This window comes from Mesorhizobium shangrilense, assembly GCF_040537815.1.
Lineage (GTDB): Bacteria > Pseudomonadota > Alphaproteobacteria > Rhizobiales > Rhizobiaceae > Mesorhizobium > Mesorhizobium shangrilense.
The window spans coordinates 1-20,560 of sequence record NZ_JBEWSZ010000012.1; the positions used below are offsets into that span (position 1 = coordinate 1).

General features: G+C 62.5%; 15 protein-coding genes, 1 pseudogene and 1 riboswitch. Of the genes and pseudogenes, 9 read left to right on the forward strand and 7 right to left on the reverse strand.

Translation table 11 applies throughout. The annotated features are described in order from the left end of the window. Positions 1-99: pseudogene (locus ABVQ20_RS37650) on the forward strand (IS110 family transposase); the annotation flags it as partial. A 395-nt stretch (positions 100-494) separates the two neighbouring features. Here the strand turns inward: ABVQ20_RS37650 and ABVQ20_RS37655 are convergent. Continuing rightward, positions 495-1,331, reverse strand: coding sequence for a hypothetical protein (locus ABVQ20_RS37655; protein WP_354464881.1), 837 nt, complete (start codon positions 1,329-1,331; stop codon positions 495-497). Positions 1,332-1,697: 366 nt separating this feature from the next. Between ABVQ20_RS37655 and glmM the strand changes: the two genes are divergently transcribed. From glmM to ABVQ20_RS37670, 3 genes are all read left to right on the forward strand, one after another. Further along, a complete protein-coding gene (glmM, locus tag ABVQ20_RS37660; RefSeq protein ID WP_354464882.1) occupies positions 1,698-3,050 on the forward strand; it encodes a phosphoglucosamine mutase in 1,353 nt (450 codons plus the stop codon). A 249-nt stretch (positions 3,051-3,299) separates the two neighbouring features. Continuing rightward, positions 3,300-4,151, forward strand: a complete 852-nt coding sequence (locus tag ABVQ20_RS37665) for an outer membrane protein (RefSeq protein WP_354464883.1) — start codon at positions 3,300-3,302, stop codon at positions 4,149-4,151. A gap of 198 nt (positions 4,152-4,349) precedes the next feature. Continuing rightward, the gene (locus ABVQ20_RS37670) at positions 4,350-5,234 is read left to right on the forward strand and encodes an outer membrane protein (protein ID WP_354464884.1); all 885 of its coding nucleotides are present in this window, start codon (positions 4,350-4,352) and stop codon (positions 5,232-5,234) included. A gap of 127 nt (positions 5,235-5,361) precedes the next feature. Here the strand turns inward: ABVQ20_RS37670 and ABVQ20_RS37675 are convergent, their stop codons facing one another. Beyond that, on the reverse strand, positions 5,362-6,381 hold the full coding sequence (locus ABVQ20_RS37675; RefSeq protein WP_354464885.1) for a helix-turn-helix domain-containing protein: 1,020 nt from the start codon (positions 6,379-6,381) through the stop codon (positions 5,362-5,364). A 685-nt stretch (positions 6,382-7,066) separates the two neighbouring features. Between ABVQ20_RS37675 and ABVQ20_RS37680 the strand changes: the two genes are divergently transcribed. From ABVQ20_RS37680 to serA, 3 genes are all read left to right on the forward strand, one after another. Beyond that, positions 7,067-9,817, forward strand: a complete 2,751-nt coding sequence (locus ABVQ20_RS37680) for an autotransporter family protein (protein ID WP_354464886.1) — start codon at positions 7,067-7,069, stop codon at positions 9,815-9,817. Between the two features lie 267 nt (positions 9,818-10,084). After that, on the forward strand, positions 10,085-11,260 hold the full coding sequence (locus ABVQ20_RS37685) for a phosphoserine transaminase (protein ID WP_354464887.1): 1,176 nt from the start codon (positions 10,085-10,087) through the stop codon (positions 11,258-11,260). 63 nt (positions 11,261-11,323) lie between these two features. Continuing rightward, a complete protein-coding gene (gene serA / locus ABVQ20_RS37690; RefSeq protein ID WP_354464888.1) occupies positions 11,324-12,925 on the forward strand; it encodes a phosphoglycerate dehydrogenase in 1,602 nt (533 codons plus the stop codon). A gap of 5 nt (positions 12,926-12,930) precedes the next feature. On the opposite strand, the gene ABVQ20_RS37695 is transcribed toward serA, so the two are convergent. Further along, positions 12,931-13,896, reverse strand: a complete 966-nt coding sequence (locus ABVQ20_RS37695; RefSeq protein WP_354464889.1) for a DMT family transporter — start codon at positions 13,894-13,896, stop codon at positions 12,931-12,933. Between the two features lie 214 nt (positions 13,897-14,110). Between ABVQ20_RS37695 and ABVQ20_RS37700 the strand changes: the two genes are divergently transcribed. Together ABVQ20_RS37700 and ABVQ20_RS37705 are read left to right on the forward strand one after the other, a co-directional pair. Further along, positions 14,111-15,409: an adenylosuccinate synthase gene (locus tag ABVQ20_RS37700; protein ID WP_354464890.1), complete on the forward strand. Its 1,299-nt coding sequence runs from the start codon at positions 14,111-14,113 to the stop codon at positions 15,407-15,409. Positions 15,410-15,482: 73 nt separating this feature from the next. Next, positions 15,483-17,231, forward strand: coding sequence for a hypothetical protein (locus ABVQ20_RS37705; protein WP_354464891.1), 1,749 nt, complete (start codon positions 15,483-15,485; stop codon positions 17,229-17,231). 26 nt (positions 17,232-17,257) lie between these two features. Here the strand turns inward: ABVQ20_RS37705 and ABVQ20_RS37710 are convergent, their stop codons facing one another. The 4 genes from ABVQ20_RS37710 to ABVQ20_RS37725 are packed head-to-tail and all read right to left on the reverse strand — an operon-like array spanning position 17,258 to position 20,323. Then, complete coding sequence (locus ABVQ20_RS37710) at positions 17,258-17,557, reverse strand: CcdB family protein (protein WP_354464892.1); 300 nt, start codon at positions 17,555-17,557, stop codon at positions 17,258-17,260. Then, a complete protein-coding gene (locus ABVQ20_RS37715; protein WP_354464893.1) occupies positions 17,557-17,799 on the reverse strand; it encodes a type II toxin-antitoxin system CcdA family antitoxin in 243 nt (80 codons plus the stop codon). Before ABVQ20_RS37715 ends, ABVQ20_RS37710 begins: the two co-directional genes overlap by 1 nt. A gap of 57 nt (positions 17,800-17,856) precedes the next feature. Then, positions 17,857-19,677 (reverse strand): ABC-F family ATP-binding cassette domain-containing protein, encoded by a 1,821-nt coding sequence (locus ABVQ20_RS37720; protein ID WP_354464894.1) that lies wholly within the window; start codon positions 19,675-19,677, stop codon positions 17,857-17,859. A gap of 1 nt (position 19,678) precedes the next feature. Next, on the reverse strand, positions 19,679-20,323 hold the full coding sequence (locus ABVQ20_RS37725) for a thiamine diphosphokinase (protein WP_354464895.1): 645 nt from the start codon (positions 20,321-20,323) through the stop codon (positions 19,679-19,681). An 86-nt stretch (positions 20,324-20,409) separates the two neighbouring features. After that, positions 20,410-20,524: riboswitch (TPP riboswitch) on the forward strand. The last annotated feature ends 36 nt before the right edge of the window (positions 20,525-20,560 follow it).

The following is a 20,560-nucleotide window of genomic DNA, read 5'->3' on the forward strand; positions in this document are numbered from 1 at the left end:
CCCAAAATGCTCATCCGCATCGCTCTCGCCCGAAAACTTCTCGTCATCCTCAATGCAAAAGCACGCGACGCGCGCAACGAGTTCGCAAATGCAACTTGACACCCCAGATAGTCGCTCTCCCCCATGTCCATGGGGGAGAGGAACCCAGGCCTTTCAAGGCAGCGACCTCGGCGGTTGGCATTTCCTCTCCCCCACGAATGTGGGGAAGAGGTGGCTCGGCGAAGCCGAGACGGAGTGGGGGAACGCCATATGCGATTGTCCTGCCCTTGAGGGGAGATGCTCGCACCTTCCTGAAAGCGAACCCAAGCTGGAATGAGAGCAGCGATCTTTCGCGCGCCCTCTGTCCTGCCGGGAATCTCCCCGCAAGGAGGATATTGGCAGCGTCGCCGACGGCGCTTCCTTGCGGCGTGGATATGGCCTCCGAAGTCGCCCAACAAAAAGGCCCGCGCACCTTGCGATGCGCGGGCCTTTTTCTGGAAGATGTGACTAAGAGATCAGCCCTTGAGCTTGGCGTTGCAGAGGCTGTAGAAGCCGCCGCCCTTCTGGATCCACTTCAGGCCGCCGAGCGTATTGGCGTCCTTGTTGGCATAGTATTGCTCAAGGCAAGTATGCATACGGCCCTTGGCCGGGGTCTCGGTGGCGAATTTCTGCGAAATCGCCTTCGGGAACGTCACGCCCTTGGGCGCAACGGCGGTCGGCTTTTCCGGCTCGCTGCTGTAGTTCGCTTCGCTCGGAGCCGGCACCGTGTCGTCATCGGACGCGCTGGCGCCGCACTGGCTCTTGCGGAAGTCGTTCCACTTCATGCCGCCCAGCGTATTGGCCGTCTTGGCAGCCTGATACTTGGTGCTGCATTCCGCCATGGTCAGGTTCTTGCCGGTGGCGGCAGGAGCAGCGGCGGTCGTGGTCGCCTTGGCCGCAGGCTTGGTGTCAGCCGCGGCGGTCGCGCCGGCAGCGCACTGCGCCTTGCGGAAGTCGGCCCACTTCATGCCATTCAGCGTACCAGCGGCCTTCGCGGCCTGATACTTGGTGCTGCATTCCTTCGCCGTCAGTCCTTTGGCACTGCTGTCAGCGGCAGCAGCGGTCGTGGCGGCGGGCTTTGTCGTCGCCGTTGTCGTTGCCGCCTTGGTGTCGGAGGTCTTCGTGGCCGCCGCGTCGGTACCGCATTGTGCCTTGCGGAACTGGTTCCAGGTCTGCCCGGCGAGTGTCCCCGCGTCCTTGGCCGCGTTATACTTGGTGCTGCACTCGGCCATGGTCAGCGCGTTGGCTGGCGCTGCCAGGAACAAGGTTACGACGGCGAGGCCCGTCAAAGTGGCAAGTCGATGAATGAGCATAGCGTTTCTCCATTGCAGCCGCCCAAGATGCGTCCCTGCAAATCAATAGCTCTCAACGGTCGGTTGCGCTAGATGCGAAGTGGCGTATATATCGCCGAAATGCATGCTCATCCCGGCAAGGGGATGAAATCGTTGCAAGTAGCGGCCCCGAAACAAGGTTTTGAGACAGGCACCCGCGACGAACAACCCGCAAACCTCTGTATTGCCCAACAGCTCTTTCACTACGGTATGCTGGCAAGTTACTTTGTGCAGCGCACAACAATGAATTTCTAAGGATTCGTAACATATAATCACACAATGTGATGATAGGGCACTGGCCAATTGTGGCATGACGTGCCTCGCAAACGATCGGGGACTCTGGCTAACATGGCAGGAAATTACTTCGGCACGGACGGCATCCGCGGGCGCGCCAACAAGTTTCCAATGACCGCTGAAATCGCCATGCGGGTCGGCATGGCCGCCGGTCTCTCCTTCCAGCGTGGCAGCCATCGTCACCGTGTTGTGCTGGGCAAGGATACGCGGCTTTCCGGTTACATGATCGAGAATGCCATGGTGGCGGGTCTTTGCGCCGCCGGCATGGACGTGTTCCTGCTCGGCCCGATCCCGACACCGGCCGTCGCCATGTTGGTGCGTTCGCTGCGCGCCGACATCGGCGTCATGATCTCTGCCTCGCACAATCCCTATTACGACAATGGCATCAAGCTGTTCGGACCCGACGGCTACAAGCTCTCCGACGAGATCGAGGAGCGCATCGAGAGCATGCTCGACAAGGATATCGAGCTGGCGCTCGCCGATTCCGACGGGCTTGGCCGCGCCAAGCGCGTCGACGGCGTCCATGACCGCTATATCGAATTCGCCAAGCGCACCTTGCCGCGTTCGATGTCGCTTTCGGGCCTGAGGATCGTCGTCGACTGCGCCAATGGCGCTGCCTACAAGGTGGCGCCCGAGGCGCTGTGGGAACTTGGCGCCGAGGTTGTCGCCATCAATGTCGAGCCCAATGGCTTCAACATCAACAAGGAATGCGGATCGACCCATCCGGCGGGCCTGCAGAAGAAGGTCCACGAGGTCCGCGCCGACATCGGCATCGCCCTTGATGGCGATGCGGACCGCGTCGTCATCGTCGACGAGAATGGCACGATCGTTGATGGCGACCAGATCATGGCGCTGATTGCCGAGTCCTGGCACCAGAGTGGGCGGCTGGCCGGCGGCGGTGTCGTCTCGACGGTGATGTCCAATCTCGGTCTTGAGCGCTTCCTCGGCGATATGAAGCTGCAGCTGCATCGTACCAAGGTCGGCGATCGCTATGTCGTCGAGCACATGCGCGCGCATGGGCTCAATGTCGGCGGCGAACAGTCTGGCCACATCGTGCTGTCCGACTTTTCGACCACAGGTGACGGCCTCGTTTCGGCGCTCCAGGTGCTCGCCTGCATCAAGCGGCAGAACCGGCCGGTCAGCGAGCTGTCGAAGAAGTTCGAGCCGGTGCCGCAGCTTCTGAAGAACGTCCATTTTTCAGGCGGCAAGCCGCTCGAGGAAGCTCCGGTCAAGGCGGCGATCGAGGATGCCCGCCATCGCCTGGGCAAGGCCGGGCGGCTGGTCATCCGGCCTTCGGGCACCGAGCCGCTCATTCGCGTCATGGCGGAAGGCGATGATCCGCAACTGGTCGAAGCCGTTGTCAACGACATCGTCGAGGTGATTTCGGAAACACGCAGCGCCGCCTGATCTCCGGCGCGCCCGGAGGGCGTCACGCCGCTGCCTGGTTGCATCAAAGCTCGCCTTCGGGCGGGCTTTTTTGTTGCTTCCAAAATCCGAAAGCCTGGCTCGGAAGCTGGGAGGAACCTCAGATTTTATCGATTCGTGGTTAAGCAACACGGTTAAACGCCTTTTAACCTTTGCAATTCATTATCCACAACTGAAGCCAATCAAATCCGGACGCGTTCGCTGTTCCGAAGGTCTTTAGGGGTGACAAGCATGTTCAATACAGCAAGAAGGGCCTTGTTTGCCGCGCTGTTCGCGGGCGTGGCCGGGCCGGTGTTCGCCGCCGATATGCCGGAGCCGGTGGTCGAGCAGGCACCGCCACCGGTCTATGAGCAGCCGGCTCCGGAATATGGCGGCTGGTATATTCGCGGCGACGTCGACTATCACTGGTCGAAGTTCGGCGGCGCCGATTACACCACTTACAATGCAGGGTCGCCCCAGTTTCCCGGCTCCTTTGACACCGGTTCGCTCAAAAGCGCCTTCTCGGCCGGTGCCGGCGTCGGCTACCAGATCAACCAGCATTTCCGCACGGATCTCACTGCGGACTGGCTGAGCAGTTCCAGCTTCCAAGGTTCAACCAGCGGGTTCTGCAATACGCCCAATCCCAATACGCCTTGCGTTTCAACCGACACCTCGTCCTATTCGGCATTGCTGCTTCTGGCCAACGCCTATGTCGATATCGGCACCTGGCACGGCGTGACGCCCTATGTCGGCGCCGGCATCGGCGGCGCCTGGGTCAAGTGGGATACGCTGCACAACAGCGACGCCGATGGCGACTTCTACCACAACGGCGGCAAGGGATGGCGCTTCGCCTACGCCCTCATGGCCGGCGCGTCCTACTGCCTGACCGATCGAGTCAAGCTCGATGTCGGTTACCGCTACAGCCATATCAACGGTGGCAAGATGTTCGACTATGCGTCGGACAGCAATGTTGGACCCGGCTACGATCGCGGCATCAGCGTCAACGAAGTGCGCGGCGGCCTGCGCTACCAGTTCGGCAAGTCGGACTGCGCTCCTCCGCCGGAGCCCTATGTTCCCGAGCCGGAGCCAGTCTACACCAAGTAACGTTTCGACAGCCTGAGATTGACGAAGCCGCCCGGCAAGTGCCGGGCGGTTTTCGTTCCAGCAGCGTCGGCGAAAGATCATCGAAATCAATTCGCTAACTGTCTGTTATCCTTAACCGCCACTTAACCACTATGGTTAACAATGCTTCCTGAACGGCGCTCGCTATTGCGACCAGCGCCTACTTCGGGAGCCAGGACCATGACCTTCAAATCGCTGACAGCGCTGGCGCTTGCCGCAGTCCTCTTGCCGCTGTCGCCCGTGCACGCGGCCGATTACGATCCGCCGATCTATGTCGACCAGGCGCCGGACTATCAGCCGGTCGAGGTCGGCTCCGGGTGGTACCTGCGCGGCGACGTCGGCTATGCGATCAACAAGCCCTATGAATTCTCAGAGACGCCGGCAGGCTTCTCCACCAATACCCAGGGTTTCTCCGGTTCGGTCGGCATGGGGTATCACTTCAACGACTATCTGCGCGGCGAGTTGAATTTCGGCATGCTTCCGACAAGCTCGTTTGATAACGCCTTCGTTACCACGTGCGCCCGGACCCAAACGACGACGGTTGTCAATTCAGCGAGCGTCGTTACCAGCCAGACTTCGGCACTAGAGTCTCCCGTGGCGTCATGCAATGGCTCCAACAACGGCCAGAATCGGGCCTTCGATGGCATGGCCAGCGCCTTCGTCGATCTTGGAACCTATGTCGGCCTTACACCCTATGTCGGTGGTGGCGTTGGGATCGCCTACACCTCATACAGTCTAACCCAAAATGCTCGCAAGTGCGTCAACGGCAACCCAGTCTCCACAACAGACCTTAGCGGCAATACAACGACAATAACCACAACCTGTCTGGATCCGAGCAATTATGCAGGTACGTCCTCCAGCGAAAAGCAGTTCAGCGTGACCTATTCACTGGATGCGGGTTTCGCTTACCAGGTCAGCAAGAACCTTTCGCTCGATCTTGGCTACCAATATGTGGCGTTGCCATCCGCGAAGTATGTGTCCTTTGACAGTGCCGGCACCCCTTCCATCAACAAGGGCCTCAGCTATCAGACGGTCAAACTCGGATTGCGTTACGACCTCTGGTAGGGCCCCGAGTTCATGAAATCACGACGGCGGGCCTTGGGTCCGCCGCTTTTGCTTTTCCGGCACCAGCATTCTTCCCGCGCCTTGAGGCGGTGAGGCAAGAAAATTCACTGGATTGGCGTCGGCGACGCTATTCCAGCCGGTTCGCCAAACCAAGCTGTTGCGCGTATTCGGCAAAGTGTGCCTGCATATGCGCGAGCCGTTGATCGGTAGGTTCTCCCCTCTGCTGCCGAACGTCGCTTGGCGTCATGTCGAAGCGGGCACGGAAGGCGCGCAGGAACTGGCTGCTGCTGGAAAAGCCCAGCCCATGGGCGATCTCGATGATCGAGCGCGCCGAGCCGCCGATATGCATGAGTTCCCGGCACGCCGCGTCCAGCCGCCGTTCCTTCACGACCTTGGCAACGCCACCATCGACGGCAAACACCCGATAGAGATGGGCACGTGAAACCCTGAATCGGCGCATGAGCAGCGCCGGCCCAAGCTCCGGCTCAGTCAGGTTGGCATCGATGAAATCCAGTACGCGCCGGCGCAGCACTTGTGCGAGGGCAGGATCGCCTGTCGCTCCGTAGGGCACGTGGCGCGCCAGACCGGAAGCCAGCAGATCAATTGCCGCTTCCTCCATGGCCAGCGCGTCGGCGCGTTCCATTTCCGCCGACACATCCGAGAGGCTGACGATGAAATCCGCCAGCAGCCGCGTGACGGGAGCGCCGGTCTTGAGCACCACGCCGTGAAGGCTGCGCCCACCCGCTGCCTTGTCCACCCGTGCGCGGGGGAGCATGATGGATATGGTCGCACCCTGATGCACGCGGCTTTCGAAATTCCGAGCGAGATCGAAGGCGCAGATGTCGCCGGGCCCAACCGAAATCGACTGGCCGTCGCAGTCGCCTTCAAGCGTGCCAGTGATGAAAAGCTGGACCAGATATTGATCGAGCCCACCTTGCAGGACGATGCGCCGGTCGCGGCGATATTGCTGCTGGTTGAAGCTGGTCGGTCCGATCAACAGCGAGCCTATCGCCCGCGACGTCAGCGAGCCTTCGAGCGTGGAATTGCTGTCTTCCGGATGCTGCGTGGTCTCGAAGAACGGCCGCGTGATCTCGCGCCAATACTCGGTGCGCAGATCCGATTGAACGAGATTCGTCGAGAGGTGCAATTCCTCCTGCACAATCGCCCTCGCTCCGTGCGCCGTAACGCTGAATGTCCTTGCCGTGACGGGCAGGATCACCGCGCAGCGCTAGCGTGATTCTCCAGCCGCCTCAATGGCTTGGCGAGCGGACTGCTGCCTGCCCGGCGAGATGAGACGCAACGTACAGACAAATGAGACGTGGTGCTACATTCGCACGTCCGGTTCCGCGCTACCCTCCGGTCGCGGCGGGCATGACGAAGGGGGCAGGCTGTGCGGCAGCCTGCCGTATGCGCCCCGCAATCCCTGACAGGAAGGCTCGTACTTAAATATCGAATCCGGAGCCTTCAACGCGGCTCCCGGCAGGGAGTAGCCATGCCTGTTAGTTCAAAGAATTCTCTCGTCAAACACCGGACCGGTCCAGCCTTGTGGATCTGTCTGGCCGGTTCCTGTGCCTCGCATTCCATCATTTAATTTTAACCGATGGCGTAATATAAGAATTGCGTACATATGTGTACATTATAGTAAGTTTCTGGGAAAACGTCGTCTCTGGGGCCGCCTGATGAAAAATCAAACATCTAATACCTGCAATCTGTCTATTTTAGAAAAGGCTTCTTTGAAAAGTGACATTGGATTTTCTGACAGAGACCTTGCCTTTTCTTCGACCTGCCGGCGACTTGCCCCTGCTTCCCTCAGGCTGATGGCCGGAGTATCGATGTTTGTCCTGTCGGCCGCCGGCGCTGCGCCGGCACTGGCCGCCGACAGGCACTACACCTCTGTTGGCAACACGGATGTGAGCACCCCCCCCGGCGGATTCAACAACGGAAGTACCGCCATCAACCAGAATGACAGGGCAATTTACGACATTGCCGGAACCGGGCAGTCATACATCTCGACCAGCCGGCAGGTCGGCCAACTGGTCTTTCTGGCGCCCTATTCCGGCTCGGGCTTTGTGCCGCACCCAAACCTTCCCGCCCCCAACAACGTCTTCACCATTTACGGGCTCGACGGCGTGGGCGTCGACAACCAGGTGAACCAGCGGATCAACCTGCCAGCCGGGCTTGCGCTTGCCGGCGCCCAGGAGTGGCGCATCAGCAGTGAAAGCGGCAGCATAGGCCTGTTGCCTTCAGGTTCGCGCAACATCGTGCTGAATCTGGGTGGCAACATGCTGACGCTGAACGCGGTCAATGCAGCCAACAAATTCATCCTGAGCAATCCAATCTCTGGAACCGGCGGGCTGATCGTCAAAGGCGCCGGCACGACCTATCTGACGGCGGCCAACACCTATTCGGGCGGAACATTCCTGAATGGCGGCACCATTTCGGTCGGCGCCGACAACAATCTCGGCGCATCGACCGGCGGCTTGTCCTTCGATGGCGGCACGCTTGAATTGACGTCATCTTTCACGTCGTCGCGCGCAATCACGCTGGCGTCCGGTGGCGGGACGATCGACACGCAGGCCAACACCAATGTGCTTTCAGGCGCCATTTCGGGCAGCGGCGGGCTGACCAAGATCGGCGACGGTGTCCTCAATCTGGCGGGTGTCGCGAGCCATACCGGCGCCACGACGATCCAATCCGGCACGTTGGGCCTTGTCGGTGCGGGCAGCCTGGCTGATTCCAAACGGGTCATCGTGGACAGCACGTTTGACATTTCCGCCATCACGGCGGCCGGCACGAACATCCGTTCGCTCGCTGGCACGAGTGTTGTCGCGCTTGGCGCAAAGACACTGACTCTCACAGATGCCGACGACATATTCGCTGGCACCGTCGAGGGCACAGGCGGTCTGGCGCTCAGCGGCGGAACCCAGGTGCTGACCGGTGCAAACACCTATTCGGGTGGCACCACCATCACGGGAGGCACTCTTTACCTCGGCAATGGCGGCGCCTTGGGCAGCGTCGTGGGCAACATCGCCAATGACGGCACGCTTGTGTTCAATCGGTCCGATGACATTTCCTTTGGCGGCGTTATTTCGGGCAATGGCACTGTTGAGCACGATGGCCCGGGCATGACGACGTTGACCGGCGACAGTTCCGGATACTTAGGGTCGACCAATGTAAACGCCGGCATTCTTTCGGTGAACGGCAAGCTTGGTGGCTCGATGGACGTGCTGGGCGGACGCCTGCAGGGCACCGGCACCGTCGGCACCACCACCAACCACCTCGGCGGCGTCATCGCGCCGGGCAATTCCATCGGCACGCTAACCGTTGCCGGCAACTACACCGGCAATGGCGGGGCGCTGGAGATCGAGACGGTGCTCGGCAACGATAGCTCGGCCACCGACCTGCTGCACATCACCGGCAACAGCATCCTGGGCACCGGCGCAACCCAGGTGCACGTCTTCAACGTCGGCGGCCTGGGTGCGCAAACAACGGCCGACGGCATCAGGATCGTCCAGGTCGACGGCACCTCGGCGGCCGATGCCTTCGTCCTCAACGGCCCGGCGATCGGCGGTGCCTACAGCTACAAGCTGTTCCAGAACGGCCTCGCCGATACGACTGACGGCGACTGGTATCTGCGCGCCGCCAGCCTGGCGCCGACGACACCCGTTTACCAGAATTACCCGCAGGTGCTGCTCGGGATGATCGCGCTGCCGACGCTCGAACAGCGCGTCGGCGACCGCCGCCATGCCGCGCTCGATGGCGAAGCCGAGACGGGCCAGCAGGCCATCTGGACCCGCATCGAAGGCGCGCACAGCCATGTCGAGGCCAATGCGTCCAGCGCTGATGCTTCCTATGACGTCGACACGGCACTGGTGCAGGCCGGCATCGACGGTCAGCTTTCCGAAACGGCGGCCGGCAGGCTGGTCGCCGGCCTAACGGCGCAATATTCGCGCGCCAACGCCGACATCTTCTCCGGCCTGGGCGACGGCGGCAACACCACCGACAGCTACGGCATCGGCGCCACGCTGACCTGGTATGGCGAGAACGGCTTTTATGTCGATGGCCAGGCGCAGGCGGCGATCCTGCGCAGCGACATGGACGCCGCCGGCATCGGCAAGATCGGCGACGGCATCCATGGCAGCGGCTATGCGCTCAGCCTGGAGGCGGGACGCAAGATCGGGCTCGACGGCGCCTGGTCGCTGACCCCGCAGGCGCAGCTTGCCTACGCCTCTGTCGATTTCGATGCGTTCACCGATCCGTTCGGCGCCAATGTGTCGCTGCGTAGGGGTGACAGCCTCAAGGGCCGGCTGGGTGCCGCGCTGAATTACGACGCCCAGGCCACCGGAAGCCATGTCTATGGCATCGCCAACCTGACTTACGAGTTCCTCGACGGCACCTCGGTCGCCGTCTCGGGGGTCGACATGTCGTTCGAGCCGCAGCGCTTCGGCGCCGAACTCGGCCTGGGCGGCACCTACAAATGGGCCGGCGGCAAATATGCCCTGTATGGCGAGGCGCTGGCCTCGACCAGCTTCGAAGGCAGCCATGCGCTGAAGGGCACCGCGGGGCTGACCGTAAGGTTCTAGATCCGCCGCAAAAAAATGCTCTGCACCCAAAGAGCCCGCCGCCGAAAGGTGGCGGGCTCTTTGCATTTCAGCGCGCCGCTTTTCGAGGAAATCCCCTTCTTTTCCGCCTCTTTCCTTGCTGCCGTATCTCGTCGCTGTGCCAGCCGTGCCGCAGCAGTGTTGCTGGCAGATCCATTTCCCTATTGCGCTTTTGCGGCCTTTTCTGTATTTCCCGGCGTGGGCCACCCCTCCCCAACGAGGGGCCACTATCTGGAAGGATAGACCACGATGACGACACCTACTAAGCCCGGACTCCGTCCGGCAAATCCCAATTTTTCTTCAGGTCCCTGCGCAAAACGTCCTGGCTGGTCGGTCGAGGCGCTGAAGAATGCCGCGCTCGGTCGTTCCCACCGCGCCAAGATCGGCAAGACCAAGCTCGAACAGGCGATCGAGCTGACGCGGGAAATTCTCCAGGTCCCAGTGGATTACCGCATCGGCATCGTGCCGGCGTCGGACACGGGTGCTGTCGAGATGGCGCTGTGGTCGCTGCTCGGCGAGCGCGGCGTCGACATGGTCGCCTGGGAGAGCTTTGGCTCCGGCTGGGTCACCGACGTGGTCAAGCAGCTGAAGCTTGCCGATGTTCGCAAGATCGAGGCCGGCTACGGCCAGTTGCCGGATCTTACCAAGATCGATTTCGATCGCGACGTGGTTTTCACCTGGAACGGCACCACGTCGGGCGTGCGCGTGCCGAACGGCGATTTCATCCCGGCCGACCGCAAGGGCCTGACCATCTGCGACGCCACCTCCGCGGCCTTCGCTCAAAGGCTCGATTTCCACAAACTCGACGTCGTCACCTTCTCCTGGCAGAAAGTGCTGGGCGGCGAGGGCGCGCACGGTATGCTGATCCTCAGCCCGCGCGCCGTCGCGCGGCTTGAGAGTTACAAGCCGGCCTGGCCGCTGCCAAAGATCTTCCGCCTGACCTCGGGCGGCAAGCTCATCGAAGGCATATTCAAGGGCGAGACCATCAACACGCCGTCGATGCTGTGCGTCGAGGACTATCTCGACGCGCTCAACTGGGCGAAGTCGATCGGCGGTCTCGATGCGCTGGTCGCCAGGGCGGATGCCAATGCCGCCGTTCTGGACAGCTTCGTCGCCAAGTCCTCTTGGCTCGGCCATCTCGCCGTCGAGCCGGCGACACGGTCGAACACCTCGGTCTGCTTGTCCTTCACCGATCCGGACGTGTCGGCGCTCGACGCCGACGGACAGGCGGCCTTCGCCAAGGGGCTGGTCTCGGTGCTCGACAAGGAAGGCGTCGCCTATGACATCGGCGCCTATCGCGATGCACCGCCCGGCCTGCGCATCTGGTGCGGCGCGACGGTCGAGACGTCCGATCTCGAAGCCTTGCTGGCCTGGCTCGACTGGGCCTTTGCCGCCCAGAAGGCGTCGCTGAAAGCGGCAGCCTGAGATTTTCCGTGGCGGCCTTGCGGCCGCCCATTCCCGGATCAATCCCATTTGAAGGAGGCCGCCATGGCGCCCCGTGTTCTCGTCTCAGACAAACTCTCCACCACCGCCGTGCAGATCTTCAAGGATCGCGGCGTCGAGGTCGACTATCTGCCCGATCTCGGCAAGGACAAGGAAAAGCTGCTCGAAGTCATCGGCCAATATGACGGCCTCGCCATCCGCTCGGCGACCAAGGTCACAGAGAAGCTGATCAACGCCGCTACCAACCTGAAGGTCATCGGCCGCGCCGGCATCGGCGTCGACAATGTCGATATCCCGGCGGCGAGCCGCAAGGGTATCATCGTGATGAACACGCCGTTCGGCAATTCGATCACCACCGCCGAACACGCGGTGGCGATGATCTTCGCACTCGCCCGCCAGATTCCGGAAGCCAATGCCTCGACCCATGCCGGCAGGTGGGAAAAGAACCGCTTCATGGGTGTCGAGATCACCGGCAAGACGCTGGGCGTCATCGGCTGCGGTAATATCGGCTCGATCGTCGCCACACGCGGCGTCGGCCTCAAGATGCATGTCATCGCCTTCGATCCGTTCCTGTCGGACAAGCGCGCCGAGGAACTCGGCGTCGACAAGGTCGAACTGGACGAGCTCTTCGCCCGCGCGGACTTCATCACGCTGCACACGCCGCTGACCGACAAGACGCGCAACATCATCGATGCCGCGGCGATCGCCAAGATGAAGAACGGCGTGCGCATCATCAACTGCGCGCGTGGCGGGCTGATCGTCGAGGCTGACCTGATTGCGGGGCTGAAGAGCGGCAAGGTTGCGGGCGCCGGCATCGACGTGTTCGAGGTGGAACCGGCCGAGCAGAACGCCCTGTTCGGCATGGAGAATGTGGTGGCGACACCGCATCTCGGCGCCTCGACCGCGGAAGCGCAAGAGAATGTCGCGCTGCAGGTCGCCGAGCAGATGGCCGACTACCTGATCAAGGGCGCCGTCTCCAACGCCATCAACATGCCGTCGATCACGGCGGAAGAAGCGCCGCGGCTGAAGCCGTTCGTCAAGCTCGCCGAAGTGCTCGGTGCCTTTGTCGGCCAGGTCACCGAGGATCCGATCAAGGAGGTCGAGATCCTGTTCGACGGCTCGACCACGACGATGAACACGCGCGCGCTGATCAGCGCCACGCTTGCCGGGCTGATCCGGCCGCAGGTCGCCGATGTCAACATGGTCTCGGCGCCGATCATGGTGAAGGAGCGCGGCATCATCGTCGCCGAGGTCAAGCGCGACAAATCCGGCGTGTTCGACGGCTACATCAAGCTCACCGTCAAGACCGAGCACATGACGCGCTCGATCGCCGGCACCTGCTTCTCCGACGGCAAACCACGCTTCATCCAGATCAAGGGCATCAATCTCGACGCCGAGGTCGGCCAGCACATGCTCTACACAACCAATGCCGATGCGCCCGGCATCATCGGCCTGCTCGGCACGGTGTGCGGTGAGAACGGCGTCAACATCGCCAACTTCCAGCTCGGCCGCAACCGGCCGGGCGGCGACGCCATCGCGCTGCTCTATCTCGATGCGCCGTTCCCGGAAAAGGTGCTGGAGCAGGTCAAGGCGCACAAGTCGATCGACTCGGCCAAGCGGCTGCAGTTCGATGTCGGTGCGATGTGATCGCGCTACGATAAAGGCTCGAAAGGCGCGGCGCCGTCCGCGCCTTTTTGCTTTCCGGCAAACAGGCGGCTGCCGCTTGGAAGCCGTGCCGCTTTGCGTCCACTATATTCGGCGAGCCCGATGCCGCCCAGCACGAGCACAAGCGCCAGCGCCTGATAGAGCTGGAATCTCTCGCCGACGATCAGCACCGAAAGCAGCGTGCCGAAGATCGGCACCAGGTTGATGAACAGGCCGGCGCGGTTGGCGCCGATCAGCTCGTTGCCCCGGATGTAGGTCATCTGCGAGATGACCGAGGCGCCGATCGCGGTGTAGACAATGACCGCCCAGCCATGCGCGTCGGGCACGATGACCTTGCCGGCGGCCACTTCCCAGAGGAAGAAGGGCAGCGAGGTGACGAGTGCGGCGACCGACAGCGAAAGCATCAGGCTCTGCCAGCGCATCACCGGCTTCAGCCGCAAGCCAACCGAGTAGCCGCTGTAGAGGAACACGGCGACCAGCATGATCGCGTCGCCGAAATTAAGCTCCAGCGTCAGCAGCCGGCGCGGGTCGCCATGGCAGGCGGTCAGGATGACGCCGACGATGGTCAGCACGACACCGGCAATCTGCGCCCAGTTCACGCGCAGGCGGAAGAAAACGAAATTGGCTGTCATGATCAGGATCGGCATTGCCGCCTGCTCGATCGAGACGTTGATCGCCGTCGTGTAGTTGAGGGCAGTGTAGAAGATCGTGTTGAACAAGGTGAAGCCGCTGGCGCCGAGGGCGGCCAGGACGAACCAGTGTCTTCGCACCATCGGCCAATCCTCTCGTATCGTGCGCCAGCCGATCGGCAGCAGAATCGCTACCGCCAGCACCCAGCGCAGGAAGACGAGCGTCATCGGCGAGACGTGGCCGACCGCGAGCTTGCCGGCCACGGAGTTCCCGCCCCACAGCAAGGTGGTGAGCAGCAGGAATATGTAGGCGCTTCGATGCATCGCGAAATTCCAGCCGGAGCGTGATGCGCCGCGGATGTTTGCCGGCCTATTGCCACGTGTTGGACAAGTAAATGATGTCAAAGCCGAAAATTGTTGTGCCTCAGGGCGTTTTCGGCGGCAAAGAATGGTCGCACTCGGCGGGGCTTGACGCTATAGAGGCCTGTCGTTTTGAACAGTCTTCCAGCCGCGGTGCGGCGTCTCAAGGGAAATAATCATGGCCAATGTGGTGGTCGTCGGCTCGCAGTGGGGTGACGAAGGCAAGGGCAAGATCGTCGACTGGCTGTCGGAGCGCGCCGATGTGGTGGTGCGCTTCCAGGGTGGCCACAATGCCGGCCACACGCTGGTTGTCGACGGCAAGGTCTACAAGCTGTCGCTGCTGCCGTCGGGCGTCGTGCGCCAGGGCAAGCTGTCGATCATCGGCAATGGCGTCGTTTTCGACCCGCACGCTTTCGTCGCCGAAGTGGCGAAGTTGAAGGCACAAGGTGTCGAGGTGGCGCCGGATCGCCTGAAAATAGCCGAAAACACCGCGCTAATCCTGTCACTGCATCGGGAACTGGACGGCTTCCGCGAAGACGCGGCCTCCAATTCCGGGACAAAGATTGGCACGACCCGCCGCGGCATCGGCCCCGCCTATGAAGACAAGGTGGGCCGGCGCGCCGTCAGGGTGATGGATTTGGCGGATTTGGAAACACTGCCCCTGAAGGTCGACAGGCTGCTGACGCATCACAATGCGCTGCGTCGGGGGCTCGGCCATGCCGAGGTCACGCATGAGGCGATCATGCAGGAGCTGACCTCGGTCGCGCACGAGATCCTGCCCTATATGGACCGGGTCTGGAAGATACTCGATGACAAGCGCCGTGCCGGCGAGCGCATCCTGTTCGAAGGCGCGCAGGGCACGCTGCTCGACATCGACCACGGCACCTATCCCTTCGTCACCTCGTCCAACACCGTCGCCGGGCAGGCGGCTGCTGGCTCCGGCGTCGGCCCAGGCGCGATCGGCTATGTCTTGGGCATCACCAAGGCCTACACGACGCGCGTCGGCGAAGGACCATTTCCGACCGAGCAGAAGAACGAGATCGGCGAATTCCTCGGCACGCGAGGCCATGAATTCGGTGTCGTCACCGGGCGCAAGCGGCGCTGCGGCTGGTTCGACGCCGTGCTGGTGCGCCAGGCTGTTGCCGTCAACGGCATCAAGGGTATCGCGCTGACCAAGCTCGACGTGCTCGACGGGTTGGACGAGATCAAGGTCTGCACCGGCTACCGCCTCGACGGCGAGATGATCGACTATCTGCCGGCCAGCCAGGGCGCGCAGGCGCGTGTCGAGCCGGTCTACGAAACGCTGGAGGGGTGGAAAGGCACCACCGCCGGCGCACGCAGCTGGAACGACCTGCCAGCCCAGGCGGTCAAGTATGTCCGTTATATCGAGGAGTTGATCGGCGCGCCGGTCGCACTGCTCTCTACCAGCCCGGAACGCGACGACACGATACTTGTGACCGATCCGTTTCAAGACTAGTTTCTCAAGCCTTCCGGGCATCGCGGCTGATTTGCGCGGGCGGTCCGGGAGCAAAATACAGGTCGACCGAAGCATGGCAGCAGATTTCGTTTCTGTTCTGAAGAAGCAGCTCGACAAGTACGGCGAGCCGGCATTCGATACGCGCAAGCGGATCTATGAAGGCGCGCGTTCCGCGCTCGAAAGGAAACTCGCGGAGTTTTCACCGCCGCTGGCTGCCGAGGTCATCGCCAAGCAGAAACGCTCCCTGGAAGATGCCATTGCAAGCGTCGAGCAGGACTATGCCAAGAGCGTGCCGGAGACCGACCCGCTCGCGGAACTGGAAAACATCTTTTCCTCCATCGATCGCAACAAGAACCAGTCGAGCCATGTCCGGCAGCCGCTTTCCAGCCCGCAGCCGCCAAGGCCCGAGCCCGCCAGGCCCGAGCCCGTAAGACCTGAGTCCGCGAAGGCTGAAGCCGTCAGGCCTGCCACGGCGCCGTTCGTTGCAAAGCCGACGCCTCCGGCCGCGCGGGCGGAGCCAAGCTGGCAGAGGCCATCAGCGGCTCCTTCCTTTCCCGATCGTGCCGCGCCGGATCGCGACGATGCCACCCTTCCGGGGATGGACGAAGGCGAGCCGGACGAGAAGGCCGACATCTTCGCCAATGACGAAAGGCCGGGGGGCGATACGTTCGAGCGCCTGCGTCCGGCTCGGCGCAAGCGCAGCTATGGTGGGCTGATCGCCGCCGTGGTCGCGCTGGCCGTCATCGCCGGCGGCGGCTATGGCATCTGGCTGAACAAGGGTGCGTTCGGCAAGATGTTCGGTTCGGGTGACAGCAAGGTGGTCAAGACCGAGCCCCTGAAGGCCGCGCCGGCCAACCCAGCGGCCAGCGCCGCGGCATCGCCACCGGCTCCCGCGGCCGGCACAACGGACGCCGCTGGGGGAACCAAGTTCACCCAGCGCCTGACGCCCCAGGGCAGCGAGACGGATCCCGGTCCGGCCGGTGGGCAAAGCGGTATTGGCGAAGGCGAATCCGTCGCCGCGCTGACCACGCCGCCGCCAGCGCATCCGGCAGCGACGCCCCCTGCAGGTGATGCACAGGCCGCCGCCACGCCCGCGGCGAACGCTCCCGCGGCCGCAACCACCCCACCCGCACCGGGTGCGGCTCCGGCAACACCGCCGGCCAACGGAACCGCTCCGGTTGCCGCCGCCACGCCGACAGCGCCTGCCGGTGCCACGCCGGCACCCGCAGGCACCGCGCCGACACCGGCGGCTGCCGAGCCGACAGTGGCGGTCGGCCAGAAGGCGATCTTCTACGAGGAGCGCACGAGCACTTCGCAGGGTTCGGCCGAGCCCGGCAGTATCGTTTGGTCGTTGGTGCAGGAATCGCCTGGCGGTGACCTTCCGCCGGAACCGGCGATCCGCGCCGAGGCGACCATTCCCGGCAAGGATATCCAGCTGCGCATGACCATTCGCCGCAACACTGACCGGACGCTGCCGGCCAGCCACATCATCGAGATGATCTTCCTGACGCCTGAAGGTTTTGAAGGCGGCGGTGTCGACAACATCCTGCGCGTTGCCATGAAGAGCTCGGAACAGGACGCCGGCAGCCCGCTGATCGGTATTCCGGCCAAGATCGCGGATGGCTTCTTCCTCGTCGCGCTCAATGACACCAAGGCGGATGAAGACGCCAACCTGACCCTTCTCAGGGGACAGGACTGGATCGACGTGCCGGTCGTCTACAAGACCGGACGGCGGGCATTGCTGACCATGGAAAAGGGCATCCCCGGCGAGAAGGTCTTTGATGAGGCGATCAAGGCCTGGCAAGCGAAGACGGCGGGCTGAGAACGTCGGCCTTACGCCCGCGTTTCTCAGAAGCCTTGAAGCAGCATGTCGAGTGCCACGACGATGTCGTCGTGGTGCCTGGAAAGATTTCCTTCAGGGACAGGCAACTCAGAGGCGGTCAATGCTGACAGGAATTGCGTGACCATCACGTGATCTTTGCCATCGATAGCGAAGGTCGGGTTTAGTCGTCGGGCCGGTACCGGAGCTACATCGGGCGGTATCAGCGGAACCACAACCCTTGTATCCAGACGTTCGAGGAGATCGGACTGAACGTCAAGAAGATAGCCGTGGCCACCGACATTCCGATAGACGTCGTAGCGTGCCATCAAAACAGCCGGTGTTTGGCTAATGGCAGTCCGTTGCGCCGGACATATTCATTGGAACTTTCAATGGCTTCCTTGTTTTCGGCTTGCCATCGACGCGTCTTTTCCGCCGCAATTGCTTTCGCTATACCTTCTTCGGCGGCGCGGGAGATGTTGATGCCCAATGCTTTCGCGTCGTTGATCAACTGAGAGTCGATGGACGTGTTGACGGATTTCCGCTGAGGTTTTGGCGGCGGTTGAAGCATGGAGACGGTCTTCCTTATGCGCATAATATAGGCGCATAATAACCCGCACGCAATCGTTCACCCCTCCATCTCTTCCCGCAACATCTCCAGTTCCAGCCATTCCTCTTCGAGTGCCGCCAATGTGGCGCGCTCCTTGTCGAGGGCCGCGATGGTTTTCTGGAACGAAGCCGGATCGCGCTCGTAATAGGCGGGGTCGGCGATGTTGTTCTCCAGCCGCGAGATGGACGCGGTCACCGCCTCGATCTTCTTGGGCAGCGATTCCAGTGCGAATTTCTGCTTGAACGACAGCTTTTTCGCCGGGCCTTTCGGGGCTGATGCCTCGGCCTTGCTTGCTCCCAGCGCTTCGCCATTCTCGGCCTTCGCCCGCGATTTGCGATCGTCCAGCCGGGTGCCGCCGCGTTGCGCCAGCATGTCCGAATAGCCGCCGGCATATTCGATCCAGCGGCCGCCGCCGTCCGGCGCGATGATGCTGGTGACGGTGCGGTCGAGGAAATCGCGGTCGTGGCTGACCAGGATGACGGTTCCGGCGAAACCGGCGACCAGTTCCTGCAGCAGTTCCAGCGTCTCCATGTCGAGATCGTTGGTCGGCTCATCGAGCACGAGAAGGTTTGCCGGCCGCGCCAGAACACGGGCCAGCAGCAAGCGCGCCCGCTCGCCGCCCGAAAGTTCGCGCACCGGCGTGCGCGCCTGCTCGGGCTTGAACAGGAAGTCCTTCATGTAGGAGACGACGTGGCGCTGCTCGCCATTGATGACGAGGTTCTCGCCACGCCCGTCGGTGAGATATTGCGCCAGCGTTTCGGCCGGGTCGACCGCCTCGCGTTTCTGGTCGAGCGTGGCGATCTCCAGATTGGTGCCGAGCCGCACCGAACCGGCGTCCGGCTTCATTTCGCCGGTCAGCATCTTCAGGAGCGTCGTCTTGCCGGCGCCGTTGGGTCCAACCAGGCCGATACGGTCGCCACGCTGGATGCGGGTGGAGAATTCCTTGACCACGGTGAGGTCGCCAAAGCTCTTCTCGATGTTCTTCGCTTCGATCACCAGCTTGCCGGATTCGGCGGCGTCGCTGGCCACCATGGTGGCCGAACCTTCGGCGCCGCGATGGCCGTGAAAGCGCTGGCGCATGGTCTGCAACTCACCCAACCGGCGCATGTTGCGCTTGCGCCGCGCCGTCACGCCATAGCGCAGCCAGTGCTCTTCGCGCACGATCTGGCGGCCGAGCTTGTGCTGCTCGCGCTCTTCTTCTTCCAGCACCAGATCGCGCCATTCCTCGAAATGGCCAAAACCCTTGTCCAGCCTGCGGGTCTGGCCGCGATCGAGCCAGACGGTTGCGCGCGAGACGCGCTCAAGGAAGCGGCGGTCGTGCGAAATCACGATGAGCGCCGAGGAAGTGCGAACCAACTCCTCTTCCAGCCATTCGATCACCGACAGGTCGAGATGGTTAGTCGGCTCATCGAGCAGCAGAATGTCGGGCTCCGGCGCCATGACGCGGGCAAGTGCCGCGCGCCTTGCCTCGCCACCGGACAGGTCGTTCGGTCGCTCCTCGCCGGACAGGCCGAGATGTTCCATCAGATAGATGGCGCGATAAGGATCATCCGCCGGTCCCAACCCTGCCTCGACATAGGCACGGACGTTCGTGAACCCATCCATGTCAGGCATTTGCGGCAGATAGCGCACCGTCGCCGAAGGTTGGCGGAAGACTTCGCCGTCCTGCGGCTCGATGAGGCCGGCCGCGATCTTCAGCAGCGTCGACTTGCCCGAGCCATTGCGGCCGACGAGCGCGATCTTGTCGCCGGCCGAAGCGGCCAATGCGGCGCCGTCGAGCAGCGGCGTACCGCCAAAGGTCAGTTTTATGCCGTCGAGATTGAGAAGTGGCGGGGCCATATCAGCTTTCAGGTAGTGGATGGGGATGAGCGAGCAGCAGTGCGCGACCACGTCCCAGAGCGATTTCGAGCCGACCCTTGACCTCGTTGGAAATGGTCAGCGAGGAGCCGAATGCGACCTCGACATCATCCAGCGGCCATTTGGCGCCTTTGACCGTGAGGCCGGAGAGATCCGAGAAACCAAGGACGGAAAAAAGTGTCGCATCGGCGTAGTCGAAGCCGGCCTTCCCCGGCAGCAAGGGGATGCCTTCCTGCGCGCCGCTGGTCAAGATCACCTCTGTCCCGGCCTGGGCCAGCCGCAGACCGAGCGCCAGATGCAGGAAGGCGTGGTCGGCGCGCTTGCCGCCGAAAGCGCCAACCAGGATGAGGCGGGTCGCGCCACGTTCGAGCGCCGCGGCGATGGCCAGTTCGCCATCGGTCTTGTCTTTCTCAGCAGGGAAAGTCCGACGCGGCACGGCGGCGAGATCATCGGGCAGATTGGCTGGTACCGAATCGAAATCGCCCACCCACAGTTCCGGGACAAGACCCAGCATCCGGGCATGGCCGATGCCGGCGTCGGCGGCGATGCCGCGAGAACCCTCGACCTGGCGGTCGAGCCGTGGCGTGCGGATGAGGTCGCCGCCAAGCAGGATGGTGAATGTGCTCATGTGCGTCGCCCTTACCAGCCCGGCACGGGAAACGGAAGGCGGCAAACTCCCACTTGCGTGGTTGATCGGCCGGGCCTATGTGTCGAAACGCTCTAACGGGGTGCCGGACGCGATCTTCGCGGACCGGCTGAGAGGCAATCTCGCCAACCCGCTGAACCTGATCCGGTTTGTACCGGCGGAGGGATTAGACGTTTCGGACAGTCCGACGCCTCAATTCCTTTCAATTCGAACGAAGGA

Coding starts and splice junctions, on each gene's coding strand:
- ABVQ20_RS37700 (WP_354464890.1), top strand. CDS start 14,111: ATGGCCAATGTGGTGGTCGTCGGCTCGCAGTGGGGTGACGAAGGCAAG.
- glmM (WP_354464882.1), top strand. CDS start 1,698: ATGGCAGGAAATTACTTCGGCACGGACGGCATCCGCGGGCGCGCCAAC.
- ABVQ20_RS37655 (WP_354464881.1), bottom strand. CDS start 1,331: ATGCTCATTCATCGACTTGCCACTTTGACGGGCCTCGCCGTCGTAACC.
- ABVQ20_RS37665 (WP_354464883.1), top strand. CDS start 3,300: ATGTTCAATACAGCAAGAAGGGCCTTGTTTGCCGCGCTGTTCGCGGGC.
- serA (WP_354464888.1), top strand. CDS start 11,324: ATGGCGCCCCGTGTTCTCGTCTCAGACAAACTCTCCACCACCGCCGTG.
- ABVQ20_RS37685 (WP_354464887.1), top strand. CDS start 10,085: ATGACGACACCTACTAAGCCCGGACTCCGTCCGGCAAATCCCAATTTT.
- ABVQ20_RS37680 (WP_354464886.1), top strand. CDS start 7,067: ATGTTTGTCCTGTCGGCCGCCGGCGCTGCGCCGGCACTGGCCGCCGAC.
- ABVQ20_RS37695 (WP_354464889.1), bottom strand. CDS start 13,896: ATGCATCGAAGCGCCTACATATTCCTGCTGCTCACCACCTTGCTGTGG.
- ABVQ20_RS37715 (WP_354464893.1), bottom strand. CDS start 17,799: ATGCTTCAACCGCCGCCAAAACCTCAGCGGAAATCCGTCAACACGTCC.
- ABVQ20_RS37705 (WP_354464891.1), top strand. CDS start 15,483: ATGGCAGCAGATTTCGTTTCTGTTCTGAAGAAGCAGCTCGACAAGTAC.
- ABVQ20_RS37720 (WP_354464894.1), bottom strand. CDS start 19,677: ATGGCCCCGCCACTTCTCAATCTCGACGGCATAAAACTGACCTTTGGC.
- ABVQ20_RS37725 (WP_354464895.1), bottom strand. CDS start 20,323: ATGAGCACATTCACCATCCTGCTTGGCGGCGACCTCATCCGCACGCCA.
- ABVQ20_RS37710 (WP_354464892.1), bottom strand. CDS start 17,557: ATGGCACGCTACGACGTCTATCGGAATGTCGGTGGCCACGGCTATCTT.
- ABVQ20_RS37670 (WP_354464884.1), top strand. CDS start 4,350: ATGACCTTCAAATCGCTGACAGCGCTGGCGCTTGCCGCAGTCCTCTTG.